Here is a 22554-nt window from a genome sequence, read left to right on the forward strand (position 1 = left end):
TATGTTCTTATCCAAGTAAGGATTTCCGTAACGTGGAGATTAGATCGGACCTGGAAACGGAAGACTGTTCTCCCGAGACGATATCCTTTAACTGAACCTTGTTTTCGGAGATTTCGGATTCTCCTAAAAAGATCAAGAAACGATATCCTTTTTTTTCCGCCGTCTGGATTTGTTTGCCGAGTTTTGCAGGCTCGAGCATGGTTTCCACTCCGATTCCTTCCTTACGAAGCTCTTCTGCGAGTTTCAAAACTTCAGGAAAAATTTTATCGTCCATCAATGGAATTAAAACTGCAGTTTTAGAATTCAGATCTTTTGGGACCAGGCCATGTCCTTCCAAAAAGTTTTTGAATGTAACATCACCTAACCCGAAACCGATACCGGAAAGTTGTTCATTAGAGAATAATCCGATCAGGTTGTCGTATCTTCCTCCGCCATATAATGACCTTCGGTTTTCGGGATTGGTATCGAATACTTCGAAAATACAGCCGGTATAATAATCGAAACCACGAATGATCGAAGGATCGAATTCAAGTTGGTCTTTGATCCCCAAAGATGCCAGATCCGAAAATAGGTTCCTAATAAAATCCACGGAAGAACGGTCGATACCTTCCAATTCTCCGATCGTTTGGAGATTTGTATCCAGATATTTATAGATTAGAGTAAGTTGTTTTTCCGGATCGGAAAGTAAAGGTTTGATCTCTTCTTCAAAAGACTCTTTGCTGATCTTTGATTTTTTATCCAGAAGTTTGGAAACTGCATGGGCTTTTTCAGGAGCTAAAGTTAGGGTTTGGTTCAAGAATGAATCCAAAATCCCTCGATGCGAGACCTTGATCTGGTAACTTCCTTTTGGAGCTTTAAAATTTTCTAAAATTGCATTTGCGATCAGAATGATCTCAACTTCCGCCCGGTAGGAATTGACCCCGAATAGATCCACATTGAGCTGCCAATGTTCTCTAAGGCGCCCTTTTCCAGGCTGTTCGTATCTCCATAAGTTCGGGATGGAAAACCAGCGAATAGGTTTGGCAAGATTTCTGACTTCGCCGGCAACCATTCTTGCTAGAGTGGGAGTCATTTCGGGACGGATCGCAACATGACGATCTCCTTTGTCCGTAAAATCGTACAATTGTCTTTGTACGATTTCTTCTCCGCTTTTTGCCAGATAAAGTTCGAAAGATTCTAGGATGGGGCCGTCGTATTCTTCGTATCCGAAAGATTGGACAGTCTTCCTCATAACGGAAAACATCCAATTTCGGAATCTCATCTCTTCCGGATAAAAATCTCTCGTCCCCTTGTAAGGGGCTGTGGGTAAAAAGGCTTTCTGTTTTTCCAAGTCTCTTAGACGCTCTTAATGAAGCTTAAATTCTTCTTTAATAGAGTCATATTCGTCTTGGCATCATTGGAGCCAACTATTTCTGCACCGACTAGGTAAATTTCCCCTACTTGAGAAATATGTCGGATTTTAAATGCGAATCTCAGTGGAGCTTGCATCTTAAAAGTTATATCCGCTGTAAAGAAAGGTTTGTGCAGAAACGATTCGACTAGCTGGGATTCGGTTACTTCCAAAAGAATTCCCCCCTCGGAAGCATTGATCACGTTCTGACGGATATCGACATCTAGCGTGTTAGAATCTTCTATCCTATCGTTAAATACGTCTTCTAATTCGGCGTATTTTTTCAGGATCGCCGGATCCAAAATTCTGTCCTTAGTCTCCGCATAACCTAAAGCAACGAGTTTAGGTCCGGAAGGATCTTTGTAGTAGATCGGATAGACAGCAAAAGATTGTATTTTTCCGGAGCGATACACTTTGGTCCGATCTTCCAGGATCATCTCGTCTTCCAATTCTTGCTTTAAATCAAGAATATTAAAACCGTTGGATTCTTCTTTGGAAAGAGGATCCATACTGATCGCATCTTTTACAAAGATGGTTTTACCTGTACGTTTTGCTAAGTCCTGCTCAAAGCTAAGTTCTTTCCCCGAGGGAAATACCAATCTAGAATAAGGAAATTCAGATAAAATGTTCTTGTGTAAGTCGGTTAAAAGAATTTGGCCGGAGGTTCCTAAAACTTTGGTGGAATCCTGTTCTTTCTTTAACATGTGGAATCTATGAGCAACGACCTTGCCTTGTAATCCTTCAATCCGCGGAAGAATACGGCCGTCCTTTGCGATCCTTACATATTCGGGAGAACAAACAACTACGCCATCCTCATGATTGATCGAATCCACTCGAAAGCCGATCTCCATGTGTTTACTTAAAGTTTTGTAAACAGTGATCTCGCCTTCTTCATTCAAAGTTTCCGGATCGATCCTGAGAAAAATTTTTCCTTCAGGAGTAGTTTGTAGGATCTGTAATTCTTGTTTTAAGGGATTTTCTTTCAGAAAGAGCCCGTTATTATGAACGTACTCTTTCAGAATATAACCGATTTTTTGAGGATCCCGGATCGTATCCCATATTCTTGGTGATTGTAGGTAAGATCGGTACTCGACTTCCATCTGCTCTCCTGTTATAGCCCCAAAAACTTAAGTTTTTGGATCACTGCGCTTTTAGGGCTTCAAGAGCTTGGACCGTCAGGGACAAGCTCTTATAGCTTGCGGAAGTCGACCCTCCTGTTCTTCGCTCTTCCGTCTTCGGTAGAGTTATCTTCGTCGGGTCTGGAATACCAATATGCTCTGGTTTTTAACCTAGAAGCTTGGATCCCTTTACTACGAATGTAGTCAAAAACTTTCCGCGCTCTGTTCCCGCTTAAGCGAGTATTATATTCTTTGGAAGCTATATTATCCGTATGGCCCCCAATCTCTATTTTATCCGACGGATTTTTCTTGAGATAGTCCACAATCAGATCGAGTTGCTTGCGATGTGCGTCAGTCACCTCGGTCTTATTGAATTCAAAATAGAGTTTTGTACTTAAAACAGCTGGGATTTCCGAATCTTTCCTTAATGCGATAGAAATTGTTGATCCGGGTTTAATATCTTTCTTCAAAATATTAACACTTTCGGAAATATATTTCTCAGCCTTTGCAAAGATCTCAAAATCAGTGTCGGGAATCAACTCGATATGGAAATTTTTTGACAAACTGTTGTATTTTAAGATTTCTCCCTGTCTATTCTTAGGAGTAAAAACTGTAGCGCTCGCTCCAGCAATTGGTTCTTTAGTAGTAGCATCTACAACTACTACATTAAGTCCCTTTCCTTTATCACCGTCTCCTGTGCTAACGATCTTACCTTTTTCTTCATCTTTGATAGGAAGAAGCACGTAAGTTTTATAAACTTTTTTATTTCTCTCTACGTTTCCGCGTAAGTCGAGTTTGTCCTCAGTGGGATAAAATCCGGGGGAAGAGATTTCTACCTTATACAATCTTCCCGTTTTTAAAACGGTTTTAAAATTAGTCGGATTTCCTTTAGAAAGATCTCCGCCTATTCTTCTGGAAGTAATGGTTCTGGAAGGGCCTACGCTATCCGAAATTTTAATCGTTGCATCCAAGCCTATCATTGTGGCTTCCGAGCCGTCCAAGACCAATCCTTGGAAGGACACATCGTAGGAATTCCTTAAATTTTCAGGGACCTGAAATCTATAGATATCGTACTGGCCCTGCCCTCCATTTCGATTGGAAGAAATGTAAGCCCAAAGGCCCTCGTGATCAAAAGAAATCCCTTCCGAATCAATCCCTTCCGGAGTTTCCAAATTGAAAGGATAGGGTAATTTTTCCAGACTTCCGGTTTCCGGTACGGGATAAGGAAGATTCGTTTTAGAAACCGTAAGTTTATCTTCTGCATCTTCCGTATCGGCTGTGCTTGGAAGATTTAAGAAGTTCCGATACAAGGAAAACTTTTTGCGATCATTCTCTCTATTAGAAGAGAAATATAACTGTTCTCCATCCGGATGAATGTAAGGAAGAATTTCACTAGCCTTGGAATTGATCTCGGATCCTAAATTGACAGGACTGGACCAAACACCTGTGGAAAAATTTCTGTAGCTTACCCACAGATCGTATTCTCCATATCCGCCGGGACGATCGGAGGAAAAGATCAGATATTTTCCATCGGGAGAAATAGCAGGCATCTTTTCATTAAAGTTGGAATTAATCTCCGAGACGCCGATTAAATCACTCCAACGTTTCGTTCTTTCGTCTCGTTTCGTATAATAAATATCTAATGCGTCAAAACCTTCTCTGTCCGCTTTTACGTTTCGGATAGAAGTCAGAAAAATTTCCTCAGGGTTGCCGAATTCATCGAATCGAATCGAGATCCCACCTTCGTATTTATCGGTATTGAATAGTTTGGATTTTTTTTCTCCCGCAGGAAGTTCCTTTTTATTCTGCTCCCAGATGTCTTGGTTCAGGTTAACCGGTTTCTTCCAATCAGCTTCCCCGTCTCTTTTTTTGTAGTTTGCGTTTTCGGAGAGCCAGATGTCCATCTCTCCTTCTCCGCCTGGACGATTGGACTGGAAGATAAGGTATCTTCCGTCAGGACTGATAATGGGATTGTATTCTACGTTTTGTGTATTTAAGGGAGATCCGAAATTTCTTTCCAAGAGTGTAGGAACAGGTTGGGCGGATCCATTCCAGGAAAGTAAAAAAAACAGAAGAGTTCCGGCAAGGACGGAGCTTAGAAAATGATTTCGCTTTGTATCGGGTCCTTTTCCTTGATTGTAAAAAAACATCTTGTATTTAGTATCGGAACAAAGACCCCAAGTATCAAGATGGAAACTAAGATGGAAACGGACGTTCCGAGCAGAATCCAGGGAGAAATTTTTCCTCCTAAACCGATCTTATTCGGGGTTTTGAACATAACTAGCGACTCCTTTTCCGATGGGGGAAAATATCTACGCCAAGATCTCGCTTTTGCTAAGGCAAAATCTCTAATGGAAGAAGGTGCGGATGTAATAGATATCGGGGCACAATCTTCCAACGTTAAAGCGGAGCCCGTTTCTGAGCAAGTGGAATGGGATAGAATGAAAGAGATCATCTCCGAATTAAAAAGGGAGAAGGTTTCCATCTCTGTAGATACTTTCCGACCCTATGTCATTCGAAAAGCATTAGAAGAAGGTGTGGATTACATCAATAATATCAGAGGCTTTGTAGATCCTGAAAGTTTGGATTTGCTAAAAGAAGCAAGCAAACAATCCGCAAAGTACGTTGCCATGTTTTCTCAGGATCATTCGATCAAGGCATCCGAGTTTTCCGATCTAAAACCGGAAACAGTTGTGCCTTTGGTTTTGGAATTTTTTAGGGAAAGGACAAAAACTTTCCAAAGTTTAGGACTAGCTGATCGACTCATCTTAGACCCCGGTATGGGATTTTTTTTAAGTCCGGACTATAAGGTAAGTTTTGCAGTTCTTTCTAAGATCACCGAGATACTTTCCGAATTTCCGAACCTTATGGTTTCGGTTACTAAAAAGTCTTTTTTGGGAAATGCATTAGGTGGTTTAACGGTGGAGGATAGAATAGTCCCTACTGCGATTTCCGAGACGTATCTCTGGTCAAAAGGAGTTCCTATGATCAGAACTCATTCTCCAAAATCTTTTATATTAGCACAGAAAACTTGGGAAATGTCTCACGGAGTTTATAGTCCGCAACGCGGGCTTCAGGAGCGAAGCGATCTATAGTCCGCAACGCGGGCTTCAAGAGCCTGGACCTTTTGGGACAGACTCTTATCGTCCGTAACGGATTCTATCCATTGTTTCCTTACCTTCCGGAGTCATCGTAGGAAAAAACTCTTCCTCAGTGAATTGAAGTCCCTTGGATCTTAATTTTCTAAAATAAGGAAGTAGAGGAGAGAGATCGGCTTTAGGATTTTTGGAAAGTAAGGAAAGTTTCCATAATTCTAAAAAGACCAAGGATTCTTTTTCGGAATCGGGAGTTTTTTGGATCCAATCCAACGCTTCCGAATATCTTCTCTTTTCGTAATATGCATGAGCGATATAATATTCCAATTCCGGAACTCTTTCGCCGGTTCCACTCAAGCTAAGTCCGAAAACTATAACATCGTCCCATTTTTCTAAAATATGGGCCATCTTTAACGTAAGGCCTCTTGCATTCTTATGAAAGGGACTTTGCTGTAGCATTTTCTCCAAATAGTAATAACTTTTAGACCATTCCTGTTTGGAGAAAAAATATTCCGCTAATCCTTCCCAGGCATAAACTTCCTGGCCCGGAATGGTAGAAAGTGCATCTCGGAAGATGACTAATTCTTCCTCCCTTTGGGCCTCGATTAGGAGGTTCTCGAATTTTTTGCGTTCGATCGGAGGGGACTGTTTTAGAAATGTTTCCAGAAATTTTTTGGCTTCGGATATATCATCTACTAGATAATATAAACGTAATAGATTTAGGGAAGGTATAGGATTGTTCGAAAGAAGTTTTTGCGAACTTAAAAATTCCTCTTCTGCATCGTCGATTAGAGAGAACCTTACGAATAGAAGACCGAGATTATTTTTGTCTGGAGCAAGGATCGCTTTTCCCCTATGGGATTTCGCTTCCCAAGGACTTTTTACGGAGTCAACCTTCTCCCTTGTGTAATCGGTTGCAGGGAGATACAGAAACATAGGATCGTTTTCGATGAGTTCGTTGTTTCTGACCGGGTATAAACAAGAGAAGAATATAAGAAAAGATAAGAGTAAAAGATTAACCGGCTTCAGAAGTGGGATTTTCCTGTAGGTTTTTCTGCGCATATAATAAATACTTTAAGGCCCGCTCGGTATCTCCATGAAACAGATACATAAGAGAAAGATCAAGCGCGTCCTGTGCTTCCGGAGCTTCGAAATCCTGAGGATTTTCTTTAGAAAGAGTGAGTTTATCCTTAAATTCATCCAATTTTTTTCTGGTTAGCACTTCCAGATTATCAAAGAAAACTTTTTCTTCCGGTTTCGGCTTTTGTTTTGCCGCTTTGATGGATTCATTGAATTGTACGAATCCTTGGGCGGTTGTAGTTACTTTCTTAAGAGTCTCGAATGATTGTTTATAATTTCCAAGTTTTACATGGATCTCCGTCATTAGGATTTCCATTCTTGGATCGTTCGGATTGATCTGGATCGCAGTGTTCGCGGCCGCTAAAGCTTGTTCCCATTTTTCAGTATCAAAGTAGATGGTAGCTAGAGCTGCATAAGCTGTTTTATTTTTAGGATCTAATTTGATCGCATTCTTTAGATATAACTCCGACTTGTCCGGGCGATCTAGTTGTTTATAACAGTAAGCAAGGAGAAGATGAGAGTTTAGATATTTTTTATTTAGCTCCAATGAACTTTTAAGAGCCTTAACTGCCGCATCCAAACTTCCTAGTCGATAAAGCTCCACTCCCAGGTTATAATAAAGCTCGGTAGTTTTTCCAAGTTCGAGAGCCTTTTGGTAGGTTTTGATCGCTTTCTCAGAATCTCCGGTGCGAGAGTAAAGTGCCCCTAGGTTCAGATAAGCCTTTTGGAATTTGGGATTCATTCCCAAAATTTCAGTATATATCTTGGCCGCCTGGGAGATTTTCCCGTCTTTTTCGAGTTTTAAAGCCTCGTTGAACTTACGTTTGATATCGGCCTCGGTCATATCCGGAATATCGACTAAAATTCCCAAGAAAACAACCTGAAAAAAACTTCAGGTAAAATGTAAAAACCTCCGAAAATAAAACATAGAAAGACAGAGGTCCGAAATGAAACAGATAGCCGCTATCTTCGCGTTGATAACAGTCACTGCTTGCGCTTCTTCTGAAACTAGAAGAAGTATCAGCGCGTCCGGAGATCCTTCCGAAATATTTTTTGAAAAAGAAATCGTTCCTATGGACCAAGAGTCCAAAAGAGATCTGGTATTGGCTAAGAACTCTTCCGCTTCCAGAGGATTAGATGATCTTCTCGCGGATAATAAACCGGTAAAAGCCACTACACCTTCTAGACAACAATCAGGTTCTACGGGAGAATTCGACGAGGTTGGATATTCTTCCTGGTATGGTCCTAAATTTCACGGTAAGCCGACTGCTAGCGGAGAAATTTTCGACAAAACCAAACTAACTGCAGCTCATCCAAGCCTTCCTTTAGGTTCGGTGGTTCGAGTTAAGAACCTGGAAAACGATAAAGAAGTTTTAGTAAAAGTAAACGATCGCGGGCCTTTCGTAAAAGATCGGATCATCGACCTTTCCGAAAAAGCGGCAGAGAATTTGGAATTCAAAGATGTCGGAATTGCAAGAGTTGGTCTCACCGTAGTTAGCAAAGGTGGAGCAGTAGAGTCGGAAGATATGGAAGGTCTGGAAGATGAAGAAGCTCTTCTGAAAGAGAACAAGCCCGAAAGGCTCACCCCTAAAAAGGCCGTAACTCCCGCTCCACTAGTGAAGGGAGCTCCAAAAGGACAAACTGTCCAAGTTGGAGTTTTCAGAAACAGCAGACTTGCCGAGGATTACAGAAAAAATCTTTCTGCGGAGTACGGCGAGAAAGTATATTTATTTGAAAGAGACGGTATGTTTGTTCTTCAAATGGGTGATTTTATGGATCGCGCAAAAGCGGATCTTCTAAAATCAAAATTAAAAGAAGATGGAGTGGATTGTTTTATTCCTAAAAAATAAAACTCTCATTCGGTCTCTGTTTTGAAGAGGGGGAGGACCCCCCTCTCCGGGGAATAGTTTGGCTCTAGACCCCGGAGCCAAAAAGTTTTAATTCCTATGAGCCCTGCAACCTTCTAATTTCATTCTGCTAGCACATAGAGTTTTCGCCAACTGAACGTAAGCAGGAAGACAGGTACCGGTTCCTTGTCCGCAAGCCGGATCCGCTATCAAAAGAATAGTAAAACAATCATCGTAACTTTTCAGATCATCAGAGCAAAGATCCTCATGGTTCACTAAGATCCCGCAATCTGAAAAGGAATATAGTAGGATTGTAGAAAAACAAACTAGAAAAAAAGTCCTTACTTTCGACTTCATAAACCCTCGACCGCAAAAGCGGCTAACGAATATAGCCCAAAGAATTCGGAAGAAAGTCAGTTTGTCAAAAAAAAACTTTCCGGAAATTAGATCCCGTCGCCATGAATGAATTCGTTCAGTTCGTTGTCTCGGTCTTTTGCAGAGGATTTTTTCTCTTTCAGATTGGATTTTGCGTACAGTTCGTTTACTTCTCTCTGCAAAGTATCTATCTTTTCGACCAGAATGGAAAAAACCCTTGCGACAGGGTCCGGAAGTTCCCCATGATCCAGCATTCTTTCTCCCTCTTTTCCGAAATCAACTTTGGAACGGACTACTTTTCCAGGAACTCCGACAACAGTACAGTCAGCCGGAACATCTCTCAGTACGACAGAACCGGCGCCAATCCGAACATTATGTTCTATTACTATGTTTCCTAAAATTTTTGCTCCGGCTCCCACGACCACATTCTCTTTTAACGTCGGGTGTCTTTTGCCGCTTTCTTTACCGGTTCCGCCCAAAGTTACACCTTGCAGGATCAAACAACCTTTTGCTATTTCTGCGGTTTCTCCTATGACCACACCTTGACCATGATCTATAAAGATCCCAGGTTCAATTTTTGCACCAGGATGGATATCGACTCCGGTCAAAAATCGAGCGAAAGTATTGATCATTCTGGGAAATAAGGGAACTTTGATCCTATATAAAAAATGAGCCAGGGAGTGGAACCAAAGCGCGTGTAACCCCGGATAACATAAAATAACCTCTAAATAGGATTTGGCGGCAGGGTCGTTTTTTTTAATCGCTTTGATGTTCTCGAACAAATGTTTATCCCGGTTCTTCTTTTGATCCGTCTTAAAAACTAGCTGATCGATAGATAGACAGTCGATAGAAGAATAATGTTATATTTCGTTATGAATAAGCCTGAATTTATAGTTCGATATGTAAAGGAGGAATCATTTTGAGAGAGGACTTGAGTCGGATTCTACGGGGAAAGGGTATAAAAAATTGAACAGACCGACTTACGGATGGAATGTACTTCTTTTCGTTCTTACTTTTTTCACCTTAACATTTCAGGATGATATATTCAAGATCCCATATTTAAACTCGGCGACAATATCGGAAATCTTTCGGATCAGGATTCCCTATTCTTTTTCTCTTCTTGGAATTCTTTTTTGTCATGAGATGGGGCATTACTTCGCCGCCAGATATTATGGGATCAAGACAACTCTACCGTATTTTTTGCCGGTTCCATTTTCTCCCGTAGGCACAATGGGTGCTGTGATCCGTATCAAAGATCCGATCGCCAATAAAATCCAATTATTCGATATTGGGATCTGGGGACCCGCTATGAGTCTTGTTCTTTCGATACCATGTCTTGTGATCGGATTATATAATTCTCAATTAGTTTCTCTGGCGGAAAGAACTACAATCTTACAAGCTCACCCGGGACTCATGGACATCCATTTTGGAGACAGCATTTTTACATACGTTTTATCCCAGAAAATATTAGGTCCTTTTGATCCTTCTCTATTTACTGTAGAATATACTCCTTTGGCCTTTGCCGGTTGGGTCGGACTTCTGATAACTGCATTAAATCTTTTACCTTTCGGTCAATTGGACGGTGGACATGTTATCTATTCCTTAGCGGGAGAAGGTTACAGAAAGTGGATCTATTATCTGTTTTCCGGATTTCTTTTACTCTCATTTTGGAATTATTCGTGGATCTTATGGGGATTGCTCATCTATTACTTTATCCGAGTAGAACATCCTTTTGTCCCGGATGCTCCTTATCCAATCGGCAAATTTAGAAAGATATTTGGCTGGGGTATGTTATTATCCTTCCTGCTTATTTTTCCGGTTTCTCCAATCACTGTCGTATCCTCTTCCGGGGCTAAGACCAGTCTAGGAGAGGATCTCTGGAATTTTCTACTCGAAGTATTTGCAAAATGAGAAAATTGATCGTTCAAATTTTCATCCTACTCTTGCTGATCATCTCTCTTTCTATCCATTCACAAGAAGAAGGTGACGTAGACATACAATTGACCGAGAATCCATACGGCCTTTCCTATGACGGAACGAATTTTTGGTTCGCCGATAGTAAAAGGAGAGCGATCATTCGTGTGGATCCAAGCGGTAGGCAAGAAGCTTTTAATTTAGGTATTCCGTTCATTGCCGGCTTAAATTTCGATCCGAGAGAAGGGAAACTTTTCGTAGCGAGTAAAAGGGTCATTCTAAAAGTAGAGCCGAACACAGGTGGAGTTACGGAACGGATACAGGTCCCGATTGATAAGATAGGTGGGATTGCAAACTTCCAAAATTATCTGTATATTCTCGATTCGGACACCGGAAAGGTCTCCGTGTATGATAAGGGAACCCAAAGTTTTTTCGGCGGTTTCTTAACCGATAGGTCCGAACCGAAAGATATTTGTTTTGCAAGAGACAGTCTTTGGATCACGGATTCTTCCGATGGAAACGTTTATAGATATGATCCTACTAGCGGTAAGATCACCGGTTCTATTCGTTCTCCTTCTAAAGACATTAGAGGAATCGCAATCCTAGGAAGCAGGATTTACGTCGTCGATAGAACTACGCGAGAAGTCAAAAAGATCTCCTTTGTGGAAACGGATCGATTTCTTGCTTCCGGCGAGGCGACTTATCTTATCAACGTAAAGATCAAATATTCTCTGGATGAGACGACTCTAATAGGTGGAGTTTTGGGACTTCTTCCTCCTCCCACCACGGAACACCAAAGGATACGAAATCTAAAAACCAAGGACCCTAAATTTAAAGGCGATATGGTAATGGGAGTCCGTGCTCTTTCTAAAAAATTAGGAATAGACGACCCGAAAGGTCCGCAAACCTTAGAATACCATTTCGAAGCAAGAACGACTAATGTTAGATATTACGTCCTGGACGACTTTCTCAAGAAAAAGGAGGAGATCCCTACCGACCTCGCGGCGTTCACCAAAAATCGTGTTTCCGTAAAAGAGAAAGCGGGGAATTTTTTCTTAGATAAAATTTTCGATGCAAGATTGTTCCGCTCCGATTGGGATAGTCTGAAAAAATCTCTATTAGACTCAGGTTTGCCTGTTCGCCCTGTCCGGAGTTTGGTATTTTCCGGATCTTCGAACCCTTCTTTCAGAGATACCTTGGATATATATATTCCAAGTTTCGGTTGGGTGCCATTAGCAAGTGTAAAACCGGAGAAGATCGAATCATCTCGTGCTTACCAAAAAGGAGAAGATATGGTGGATCTATATCGCAGCGAGGCTTGGGCCGCTTTACCTTCTCCCATTTTATTCAAGGCGAAGGATTCCGAAATTTGGAAACCAATTCCTGCGGAGATAGAAGTTACACTTCTTCCTAAAGGAACGGATCTTTCTTCTAACTGAAGGATTCTTGGCGGATTAAAAAAATTTTTTGTAAGCAACAACTCCGAGTGTTATCGCTCTTCCTAACATATAGGAGGAGAGGGAAAGCCAAAGTATATGATTATTGTTTTGGATCTTTCCCCAGTAAGCGATCGGAAAGAAAAACAAAATGGAACTGATGATCATTGAATTTCGAAGAATCTTACCTTCCGAGATCCCTAAGAAAAAACCGTCGAATATGAATGCAAATGACCCGAAGAGCAATATTGGCGTTATCCAATAACCGTATTCTTTTGCAAGAGCGACAACAGGTTTAGATTTACTGAATAATTCGAATAAGAATTCTGAAGGAAGAAGGATCAGAATACAAAAAAACAAAGAGATCCCGAATCCGGAGACGAGGGCCATCTTTAAGATCTTTCTTAAACCTTCGGAGTTATTATTTCCTTTTAAATTTCCTGCGACAGTCTCCATTGCGATAGCAGCACCATCTATCCAGAATGCTCCAATCAAGATCAATTGATGAAGAATCGCATTTGCAGCCAAGGTCTCGGAGCCTAAGCTGGAGCTGTAATTTCTAAACAAACTGAATGTTGTAATCAAAAGTAAGGTCCGGATCATGATATCCGAATTCAAGGAGAGAAGAGAAGTATACCCTTTAACAGAAAAGATCCGGATCTCACGGTAGATTTGGAAAAAGCGGTCCTTCTCCTTGAATAATAATACAATAAAGAACGCTGACATTAAGTATTGACTGATAGAAGTCGCGATCCCTGCGCCATACGCATTCCAATCTAAAAATAGAATAAACCAGATATTCAGTCCTATATTGACGACATTAGCGATGACTGTTGCAACCAGAACAGTAGCACTTTTGGATCTTCCTAAGAACCATCCTGTGAGTACGAAATTGCTAAGAGTTGCGGGGGCACTGATGATCCTGGCCTTGAAATATTCTCCACCTGCGGATTTTACTTCCTTCTCCCCTTCTAAAACTGAAAATCCGAACTTTTCTAAATAAGTGCTTGCGAGTAGTATTAAAATACCGATCCCGACACCTAATAAAAGGGATCTTAAAAGTATCTGAAAGGATTCTTTGTAATTTTCATTTCCTTCTGCTTGAGCTGTAAGTCCAGTCGTGCTCATTCTCAAAAAGGAAAATCCCCAGAACAAATAATCGAATAGTATGTTGGATAATGCCACTCCGGCTACGAATGTGTGTGATTCCAATTGACCAAGCACTGCAACATCGGCAAAGCTAGTCAGTGGTACAGTCAGGTTCGCGATTATATTAAAGAAAGTTAGGGTGAGAAATTTTTTTTCCAAAAGTAGAATCAAATACCCTGTCGTTTTCTATCATCTATACTTTGGAAAACATTGCAGGCAACTAAATCGCCGGTTACATTGACGGTGGTCCTACACATATCCAAGATACGATCCACTCCCAAGATAATACCGATCCCCTCGGTTGGAACTCCGACACCTGCCAAAATAGATGCAAGGATCACGATACCAAGTCCGGGAGTGCTTGGAGTTCCGATCGAAGCTACTACGGTTGCGATGAGTACGAATGCAAGGTTTGTTGCCGTTAATTCTATCCCATAAACCTGTGATAAAAATACCGTGGCGACTGCTTGGTAAAGTGCAGTTCCGTCCATATTCACCGTGGCTCCCAAAGGAAGAATAAACTCTGCGATCTTTCGGGAAACGCCCATCTTCTCTATTCCGGTTTTTAAGGAAAAAGGAAGAACAGCGGCAGAACTAGAAGTGGAGAACGCGAGCAGTTGTACCTCGCCTGCTTGCTTCAAAAACCAAATAGGGCTCTTTCTTGCCACAAGTGCAAGTATGATCGAATACATGAAGAGCATTATGGTTAAGCCGCCAAGCACAGTGATAAAATAAACTCCCAAACTTAATAAAACTTTCAGACCTATTTTTGCGGTGATCTGCGCAATTAGTCCGAAGACTGCAAAAGGTGCGATCTTCATGGCCCATTGAACGAATACCATACTGGTCTTAAATATCGCTTGGAATACGGGAAGAACGTACACAGTACTTTGCTGTTCTATAGAAAGGATAGCAATACCAACCAAAAGAGCTAATAAAACTACTCCTAACATATCTCCGTTTGCAAATGTTTGGAATGGGTTTCTAGGAAGGACTGAGAGTATTAACTCTGGGACCTTCTCTATTGAAACACTGTCCGAGGTTTCGGAAACTTTGCTCGGGACCTGCACTCGCGGGATACCGGCAGGATCAACAAAACTTCCGGGCTTGATCGTACTTGCTAAGACCAATCCGATCGAGACCGCTAATATCGTGGTAAATACGAAGTATAAGAACGCCTTTAATCCGAAACTTTTCAGATTCTCGAGTGTTTCACCGGCATGTATCCCTAGTACAATGGAGCAAAAGACTAAAGGGATCATGATGATCTGCAATAAGATCAGGAAAAAATGGCCCGGAAGCCCTAACCAAGAAACGATAGGCGTCGAATATTCTATGGTTACTAAGGAATTTTCCGGACTTAGATAAAGGCCCGTTAAAAGTCCGGATACCAAACCTAACAAAACTCTGAACCAGAGTTTCTCTAAAGGAAGAAATCGAATAACATTCGGAAGGTTTCGGTTCGGCTCAACGGACATACTCGACAGAATAGGAGTCGCATTCTTATTTTTCTATTGATTTTTCCCTTTTCAAAATGATAGTGAAGGCTTTAGCCGATTTTTTACCGATTCTGAAGATGTATTCCGGAACCGGTAAACTAAAAATAAAAGATTCGGTTTGAAGTCAGTTTCGATCATCGGCGTTCGAGTGCCTACAGGAGTTTATGGGGTTAAATCCGATTTCTTGGGACCTAGTCCTTTTTAATTATTATTCGTTTGGAAGTTTATTGGTCACTTTGACCACCATATTCCTCGGGATTTTCTTTCTTACCTTAAAGAATAGGACGATTGCCACCACTCAACTTGGGATCGGCTTCATTCTATTAGGTGTATTTGAGACCGGATACTTTTTAGCAGCCTTCTTATACCATCCCATTGCAGCGTACCATCGTTGGATGACCGGCGGGTTTATTCTTTTTTCTATAGCTCATTTCACTCAATTCTTACTTAGGTTTCCGGGAAATAGCAACCAACGTATAGCAAGATGGGTTTTGATCGTAGAACATTCGGTTGCTGCGATCACTGTAAGCTTATTTATTTACTTCACCTATATTTCCGAAAAGATCTATCACTTCACTGCACATCATTGGGATTTTAACGCATTCGATGCTAGCCGCTATCTTGCAGTGGTGATCGGAATCTTCTCGATCGTAGGTTTTGTCATCGTTCCTGCTTGGAGAGTTGTGATTACCAAGGACAAGAGAAGGATCGCCCTTTTTATGTTCACTATAGGGTTCTTGATCGCAGCAATCTATCCGAATATTTCGAATATTCTCAGCCGAGACGGGGTGATGGAGCGGTCCACTTACATGACTTCGAACGTCATCCTCTTCTTGACTGCATTTTCTTTCTTAGTTATTGCATTTATCAATAATAGTGCGGAACGTACTACCTTCATGGTTAAGATCGTAGGGATCACACTCTTTACGATCTGTTTGATCATGCAGGCTTTGGTGTATATCTCCAGTCAGGAAAAAGACGCAGAATACGATAGTTTGCGTATGGTGAATATCGAAAGGGCTTTGGAGAACGGGGTCAAATCGGGAGATATAGAGTATGCTTTCCATTGGGATGACTCCAAGGAAAGTTTAAATTCTTCTGAATATGATCCCAATAAGGAATTGGATCTCAAACAGATAGAGGCAGACCTACAAAATATCACCACTTATGAGGAGATCCGAAATTTAAAAGAGGAAGGGTTTAGAAATTCCTTAAATTCCATTCTGGACAGAAGCCATACGTACTTCGGCGGTTATAAACGTTTTATCCAAAAGTTATTGGAGGAAAAACAAGACCTCTCCGATGCAGAACTTAAAAAACTCATTTTAGAAAATGCAGAACAATGGAACAAGCGTGCGTTCGTTTCTACAAATCGATTAGAAGCGATCGTAGGAGGATCTTTCTGCAAGAAGGGAAGAGACTTTGTGAAGGGTTTGGGAGATTCGGAGTTCGGTTTTAAGGACGAAATTTTCTCCCATTGGTCCGAAGATTGTCTTTGGGATGGAAAAGAATTAGACCAATCCCAGATCCGGTCCGAAGTTCTACGATATTTCAGGTATTTTAAACCGAGCGAGACACGTCACTACAGAAGAAGTAAGGATGGAACAGGGCATTACGTTGCTTTCATGAAATTCCAACCTGAGAAACAACAAATGAGCGAGGTTGGGTTCTCTTATAGATTGTATAGGGACTTCATGCATCCGACAGCGGTGAAACAAACCGGTATTTTGTTGGCGGTGATCTTTATCGTTCTCGCGTTATTCCCTCTTTTCTTTAAGAACAGTTTAGTGGATCCTTTGAATAGTCTTCTTTCCGGGGTGGAAAAAGTAAACAAGGGAGATCTGGATGTAGTAGTTCCGGTTAAGGTACGGGATGAGATCGGATTCTTGGCGGATTCATTCAACGCGATTGTTTCTTCTATCAAACAAGCCAGAAGAGAGCTCCAAGACTACGCCGAAAATCTGGAAGAAAAAGTCCGTGAAAGAACTAGAGAAGTCCAAGAGAAGATGGAGGAAGTCCAGCGTCTCAAGGTGCAACAGGACGGGGACTATTTCTTAACTTCCTTATTAGCAAAACCTCTCTTTTATAACGCGAATAAATCTAAATTGGTTTCTACGGATTTTATTATCCGCCAAAAGAAACAATTCGAGTTCAGGGGAAAACATTCCGACTTAGGGGGAGATATTTGTGTCACCGGAAATCTTAGACTAGGGCGTCCCGATTCATTTAAACGTTATACTGTTTCTATGAATGGCGATGCCATGGGTAAATCCATGCAAGGTGCCGGTGGGGCTTTGGTGATGGGGGTTGTGATGAACTCCATCCTCGCGCGTTCAGCCGCAAATAACAGAATTCTAGATGTAACCCCTGAACAATGGCTGACTGAAATTTACAATGAGATCCACGCTGTCTTCAAATCTTTCAATGGATCTATGGTAATCTCTGCATCACTCTATCTAATAGAAGATGAAACCGGAAAGTGTTGGTATTTCAACGCAGAACACCCTTACTCCGTATTATATAGAGATGGTAAAGCTAGCTTTATCGAGGACGGACTCACCCTTAGAAAATTAGGTCTGGATTCTGAATTCGAATTTAAGGTAAGAAGTTTCCAACTTAAAAAAGGTGATATTATCATCCTTGGCTCGGACGGTAGGGACGATGTTGATCTAACTCCTGAAGAGACGATCCGGACCATCAATGAAGATGAGATGTTGTTCCTTCGCCATGTAGAAAATGCAAAAGCAAATCTCGAAGATATAGAAACGGAAATCCGTAGAACCGGTGAGCTCACAGACGACCTTTCCCTTCTTAAGATAGAGTTCCAAGGGGAACCTAAAAACGACGAGATCGAAGAAATTTTCGAATCGACGGATCATATCGACAAGGCTTTAAATACCGATTCGGTTTACGAAGATGCTAAGAAGATGTACAAAACGGGACGTTTGGAGGAAGCATTAGAACTTCTGAAGACAGGTTATATGCATGATAGCGCTAACCAAAGGTTAAACAAACTTTTGGGACTTCTGAGTTTTAAAGGTAAAGACTATAATACTGCGGTAGAAGTTCTGAATAACTACCTAGGAACGGATCCGGATCTTCACGAGTATTGGTTCTATCTATCTATCGCGAATAAAAAGATGGGTAAATACGACCAGGCTTTGGCAGCAAGTTTGAAACTTTTGGAAATCGATCCTAATAATATTTCCAATACGATCAATCTATCCGATATTTATCGACTTATGGAAATGTACGATAAAGCGGAAGAATATGCTCGAAAAGTATTACAAAAAGAACCCGGGAACGAGAACGCTCATAAACTGATACGTTTGATAGAGAGAGATCGTTGATAAACGGTTTCTTACTAAACTTCGCTTTTTGGACGCGGATCGGGATACTTTCCGCATTTTTCCTTTTTGTTATTCCTCTACTTTCTCAAAGTAAGAAGTCAACCAAAGTAAACGAATCAAACTTCTCCTTTAGATTAAAAGGAGGAGATATTAAACTCTCCGTTAGAAACGAGACCGAGTTGAAAGAGTGGGATAAGTACGCTTCCGATAAAACAAAAAAGATCCTGGATGCTTATGAGTCGTATCTTGGGATTTCGTTCCATCAGGCTTCTTCGCCAATATTTAAAACTCTTCCTTCTTCGGAAAAAGATAAGATACGATTGATTTTAAAAGATACGGTGTTTCTGAATGGGACTCGAGTTGGAGGATATAATAATGTATCCGGAGAATTGGGAAAAGAACTAGGGATTTTTATGGAATTGGGCCTGGTGCCACCCGGTTATCCCGCATTACTTTTACATGAGTTGGGGCATTATTATTTTACAGAACCTTCCTGGTTAAGCGAAGGGATCGTTTCCTATCTTCCCTACCTTTTGTCCAAAAGAGGTTATCTGAAACTGGATGCGGATGAACTCCAATCCGTAACGGAAGAATGGAGTCTTGCCGAAACAATTCCCAAAAACGATCCGCCTCTTTCTAAAGACTTTCATCTTTCCAATCCTAGTTTAGGGCCTTGGTTCTATTCCAAGTCGGTCCGCACTCAGTTTATCCTTCACAAAGAACTGGGCTACGAAGGTTATAAATCATTTCTAAAGCAGGTAGCTTCTTCATCCGAAATATTGAATACTGAACAAATTTTTAAAATTTTGAATCAGGTTCAGAGAAAGGATTGGAATAAGATCCTGCAAGGTTGGGTGGAACCAGGAGCATACGGTGTTTATCCTCCGACTTCCTTTATGAAAATCCAAGAGATTGAGAAACTTTAAGCTTGCTTTTTATATTGCATTCGTTATACAAAATAGTGAATTCTAAACGAATATCTTTTTTGATTTGATCTGATCGGTTCCGGCTTTAATATAATCCATTTATAAGAGCTTGTCTCGATGAGCCAAACTTGAAACCCGGTCCAAAAGCCGGATTATTTAGAGCCTTTCCTTATTGCTTGCATGGAAATTTTTTCAATCTTACAAAACGATGTTCTGCTGAACTATTATTCTTTCGGAAGCTTGCTATCGATTTTAGCTTTCTTATTCACTTCCTTATTCTTCCTCTTCTTAAAAGAAAAATCCTCAAGCACAATGCATCTTGCATTAGGGGCTTTGTTTTTTTCATTTTTCTGTTCCGGATATTTTTTCGCCGCATTCCTGTATAACCCGATCGCTGCCTATCATAGATGGTTGACTGTCGGATTTATTTTGCCTGCGCTTATACACCTGGGTCAATTCCTGGCACGTTATCCCCAAAACGCGAACCCTAAAATGAATCGAAATCTCACGATCGGGATGTACGTGGTTGCAGCTATCGGGATTTCTTATTTTTATTATATTACTCTTAGTTCACCAAGGAAATATCACTTCACCGCTCATCACTGGGATTTTAATGCGGAAAAGGCTTCTTCTCTTATTGCAGTTTTGATCGGTTTATTCGTTTTGATCTCCTTTTTAATTCTTCCTATCTATAGGATGACCAAAACCAAAGGTAGGATCCGCTTTGCGATCGGTGGTTTTATGGCGGCCCTTTTGGCGGGAGGTGTGGTTCCCGCACTTACGAATATTCTCAGCCGAGACGGATGGATTGAGCGTTCCACATATTTAACGTCTATCGTACTTTTGATGACTTTAGGGATCTTTTTGATCCTGGTAATCTTCCTGAACTTTAGCGAAGAAAAAACCACCTTCATGGTAAAGATCGTAGGTATTACCTTCGTGACCTTGATGCTGATCATGCAAGCTTTGGTATTCATTTCCAACCGAGATAAGGAGTCTGAATATGATACAAAAAGTATCGTAAACATGGCAAGAGCCTTAGAAGGCGGAAAACAGATCCCGGAAATGCAATATATAGTCCAATGGGAAGGCGGATCCAAGAACGTGGATTATTCCCGCTACGATAATCAGTACGATTTGAGACTTCCCCAATTGGAGATAGACTTTAAGAATACAATCATCTACGAACATATAAAACTACTGGCGGAAGAAGGTTTTAGAAATTCCGTTAAAAAAAATCTAAAAGATACGCACGAATATTTCAGCGGCTATAAGGCTTCTATCCTAAAGTTTTTGGATGATAATCCTAATTTGGAAGGAAAAGAATTAAAAACAAAATTATTAGATCATTTGAATTCATTAAACACCGCAGTATTCGTAACTTCTAACAAGTTGGATTATATCTTTCCCAAAGATTTCTGCGTGGACGGTAGAAATTATCTAAAAGGTATCAATACCAAAGGTGTCATTCCTTTCAAAGAACATCTTCTCCAAAAATGGAAGGAGAAGAACGGGACTTGTACCTTTGATGAAAAGGATCTGTTAATCGGTCATTTAAAGGCGGAAATCCTTTTGTATTTCCGTCCATTCCAACCTGCGTTGTATCGACATTACCGAAAAAGTTTGGATGAACATCAACACTTCGTAACATATATACATTATGATGTGAAAAAAGATGTGGTCAGTGAAGTAGGTTACTCGTATCGCAAATATAGGGAATTTATGCATCCAACTGCGGCCAAACAAACCCTTATTTTGGGCTTAGTTTTGGTGGTTGTATTTTTCATATTCCCTCTCTTCTTCCGACAAAGTTTGATCACTCCGCTGAACAGACTTTTATCCGGGGTGGAAAAAGTTAACTTGGGTGCCTTGGACGTACAGGTTAGAGTAGACTTAAAAGACGAGATCGGTTTCCTATCCGAATCATTCAATAACATGGTGACTTCCATTCGAAAAGCTAGGGGAGAACTCCAAGACTATGCGGAACACTTAGCTACCAAGGTAAGAGAAAGAACCAGAGAACTTTCCGAAAAAATAGATGAATTACAGCGCCTAAAAGTACAACAGGACGGCGATTATTTCCTTACTTCCTTATTGGCAAAACCGCTTTTTTATAATGCGAATAAATCTTCAAAAGTAAGTACTAATTTTATTCTTCGTCAAAAGAAACAATTCGAGTTCAAAGGCAAACGTGCGGACTTGGGTGGAGATCTTTGCGTAACTGGAAATCTTCGTCTCGGAAAGGAGAACGATTATAAACGTTATACCTTCGCCATGAACGGAGATGCAATGGGTAAGTCCATGCAAGGAGCGGGAGGATCGCTTGTCATGGGAGTTGTGATCAACTCTATTCTCGCAAGATCCGCTGCAAATGATAGAGTGTTGGATACCACTCCTTCCGAATTTTTAACCGAAATATATAAAGAGATGCAGTCCGTTTTCAAATCTTTCAACGGATCAATGGTAATCTCTGGGACGTTTATCATCATAGAGGATGAAACAGGCAAATTTTGGTATTTCAACGCAGAACACCCATTCTCCGTTATGTATAGGGATGGTAGAGCCGGTTTCTTAGAAACAGGACTTACTCTTAGAAAGATAGGATTGGATTCCGAATACGAATTTAAGGTCCACTCCGGAAGACTAGAACCTGGTGACGTATTGATCATAGGTTCGGACGGTAAAGATGATTTGGACCTTACTCCCGAAAAAGAAGTCCGTACCATCAATGAAGATGAGATGCTCTTTTTACAAATGGTGGAAAAAGGCCAAGGTGACCTGGAAAGGATAGAGGAAGAGATCTTAAAAGTTGGAGAATTAACCGACGACCTTTCTCTTTTAAGAGTGGAATATTCCCCTGTAGCTTCTCCGGAAAATGACGGAAAGGAAGACGAGCTTTCGGATCCTTTCGATTGGAAGTTCATCTACAAAAAAGCAAAAGAAGATTATATGGGCGGCCGTTTGAGCGAAGCTCTCGGAGCGTTGGAAGGACTGTATAAATCGGATCCTCAGAATACTAAGGTGACTAAGCTACTTGGGCTTTTAAGCTTTAAAGGTAAAAATTACGGCAAAGCAGTAGAGGTCCTAAATAAATATTTGGGATCTGATCCCGACTTGGTAGAATACTGGTATTATCTCTCATTGGCGAATCGCAGGATCGGTAGAATGGACGAAGCCATCTTGGCTGCAAAAAGAATGGAGGAACTCCAACCGGACAATTCCATGAATCTGATCAATCTTTCCGACTTATACCGTCAGACGGAACAATTCGATTTGGCTTTGGAATATGCTCATTTGGCCCTCGAAAAGGATCCGGAAGACGAGAACGCTCAAAAATTAGTAAGACTTATCGAAAGAGATAGAAAAGCTTCTTAA

Annotated in this window: 16 protein-coding genes; 7 read left to right on the forward strand and 9 right to left on the reverse strand. The window is 41.0% G+C overall.

Annotated elements, in window-relative coordinates:
• Positions 1-7: 7 nt before the first annotated feature.
• From hisS to LEP1GSC192_RS08140, 3 genes are all read right to left on the reverse strand, one after another.
• Positions 8-1330: a histidine--tRNA ligase gene (gene hisS / locus LEP1GSC192_RS08130; protein ID WP_020769477.1), complete on the reverse strand. Its 1323-nt coding sequence runs from the start codon at positions 1328-1330 to the stop codon at positions 8-10.
• A gap of 5 nt (positions 1331-1335) precedes the next feature.
• Positions 1336-2490 carry a DUF1577 domain-containing protein gene (locus tag LEP1GSC192_RS08135; protein WP_020769842.1) on the reverse strand — a complete coding sequence of 385 codons (1155 nt, stop codon included), beginning with the start codon at positions 2488-2490 and terminating at the stop codon, positions 1336-1338.
• Between the two features lie 89 nt (positions 2491-2579).
• Positions 2580-4658 carry an OmpA family protein gene (locus LEP1GSC192_RS08140; protein ID WP_081603580.1) on the reverse strand — a complete coding sequence of 693 codons (2079 nt, stop codon included), beginning with the start codon at positions 4656-4658 and terminating at the stop codon, positions 2580-2582.
• A 51-nt stretch (positions 4659-4709) separates the two neighbouring features.
• On the opposite strand from LEP1GSC192_RS08140, the gene folP reads away from it, so the two are divergent.
• Complete coding sequence (gene folP / locus LEP1GSC192_RS08145; protein ID WP_369750083.1) at positions 4710-5603, forward strand: dihydropteroate synthase; 894 nt, start codon at positions 4710-4712, stop codon at positions 5601-5603.
• Positions 5604-5648: 45 nt separating this feature from the next.
• Here folP and LEP1GSC192_RS08150 read toward each other — a convergent pair whose 3' ends face one another.
• Positions 5649-6539: a lipopolysaccharide assembly protein LapB gene (locus tag LEP1GSC192_RS08150; RefSeq protein ID WP_232420989.1), complete on the reverse strand. Its 891-nt coding sequence runs from the start codon at positions 6537-6539 to the stop codon at positions 5649-5651.
• Positions 6540-6618: 79 nt separating this feature from the next.
• Positions 6619-7527: a lipopolysaccharide assembly protein LapB gene (locus LEP1GSC192_RS08155; RefSeq protein ID WP_036089443.1), complete on the reverse strand. Its 909-nt coding sequence runs from the start codon at positions 7525-7527 to the stop codon at positions 6619-6621.
• A gap of 103 nt (positions 7528-7630) precedes the next feature.
• Between LEP1GSC192_RS08155 and LEP1GSC192_RS08160 the strand changes: the two genes are divergently transcribed.
• A complete protein-coding gene (locus LEP1GSC192_RS08160) occupies positions 7631-8533 on the forward strand; it encodes a septal ring lytic transglycosylase RlpA family protein (protein WP_020769575.1) in 903 nt (300 codons plus the stop codon).
• 87 nt (positions 8534-8620) lie between these two features.
• On the opposite strand, the gene LEP1GSC192_RS08165 is transcribed toward LEP1GSC192_RS08160, so the two are convergent.
• Together LEP1GSC192_RS08165 and cysE are read right to left on the reverse strand one after the other, a co-directional pair.
• The gene (locus tag LEP1GSC192_RS08165; RefSeq protein WP_020769523.1) at positions 8621-8887 is read right to left on the reverse strand and encodes a hypothetical protein; all 267 of its coding nucleotides are present in this window, start codon (positions 8885-8887) and stop codon (positions 8621-8623) included.
• 86 nt (positions 8888-8973) lie between these two features.
• Positions 8974-9687 carry a serine O-acetyltransferase gene (gene cysE / locus LEP1GSC192_RS08170; protein ID WP_020769885.1) on the reverse strand — a complete coding sequence of 238 codons (714 nt, stop codon included), beginning with the start codon at positions 9685-9687 and terminating at the stop codon, positions 8974-8976.
• A gap of 184 nt (positions 9688-9871) precedes the next feature.
• On the opposite strand from cysE, the gene LEP1GSC192_RS08175 reads away from it, so the two are divergent.
• Entirely contained in the window at positions 9872-10816 is a 945-nt protein-coding gene (locus LEP1GSC192_RS08175) for a site-2 protease family protein (protein ID WP_020769869.1), read from the forward strand.
• Positions 10813-12258 carry a hypothetical protein gene (locus LEP1GSC192_RS08180; RefSeq protein WP_020769761.1) on the forward strand — a complete coding sequence of 482 codons (1446 nt, stop codon included), beginning with the start codon at positions 10813-10815 and terminating at the stop codon, positions 12256-12258. The genes LEP1GSC192_RS08175 and LEP1GSC192_RS08180 overlap by 4 nt, the downstream gene beginning before the upstream one ends.
• Positions 12259-12273: 15 nt before the next feature.
• Here the strand turns inward: LEP1GSC192_RS08180 and LEP1GSC192_RS08185 are convergent, their stop codons facing one another.
• The gene (locus tag LEP1GSC192_RS08185; protein WP_157186899.1) at positions 12274-13563 is read right to left on the reverse strand and encodes an MATE family efflux transporter; all 1290 of its coding nucleotides are present in this window, start codon (positions 13561-13563) and stop codon (positions 12274-12276) included.
• 8 nt (positions 13564-13571) lie between these two features.
• Complete coding sequence (locus LEP1GSC192_RS08190) at positions 13572-14882, reverse strand: dicarboxylate/amino acid:cation symporter (RefSeq protein ID WP_020769687.1); 1311 nt, start codon at positions 14880-14882, stop codon at positions 13572-13574.
• 185 nt (positions 14883-15067) lie between these two features.
• On the opposite strand from LEP1GSC192_RS08190, the gene LEP1GSC192_RS08195 reads away from it, so the two are divergent.
• The 3 genes from LEP1GSC192_RS08195 (at position 15068) to LEP1GSC192_RS08205 (ending at position 22554) form a co-directional block, all read left to right on the forward strand.
• Entirely contained in the window at positions 15068-18253 is a 3186-nt protein-coding gene (locus LEP1GSC192_RS08195; RefSeq protein ID WP_020769541.1) for a SpoIIE family protein phosphatase, read from the forward strand.
• The gene (locus LEP1GSC192_RS08200; protein WP_020769666.1) at positions 18250-19179 is read left to right on the forward strand and encodes a hypothetical protein; all 930 of its coding nucleotides are present in this window, start codon (positions 18250-18252) and stop codon (positions 19177-19179) included. Before LEP1GSC192_RS08195 ends, LEP1GSC192_RS08200 begins: the two co-directional genes overlap by 4 nt.
• Positions 19180-19359: 180 nt before the next feature.
• A complete protein-coding gene (locus LEP1GSC192_RS08205) occupies positions 19360-22554 on the forward strand; it encodes a SpoIIE family protein phosphatase (RefSeq protein ID WP_020769819.1) in 3195 nt (1064 codons plus the stop codon).

This window comes from Leptospira sp. B5-022 (assembly GCF_000347035.1).
GTDB lineage: Bacteria > Spirochaetota > Leptospiria > Leptospirales > Leptospiraceae > Leptospira_B > Leptospira_B cinconiae.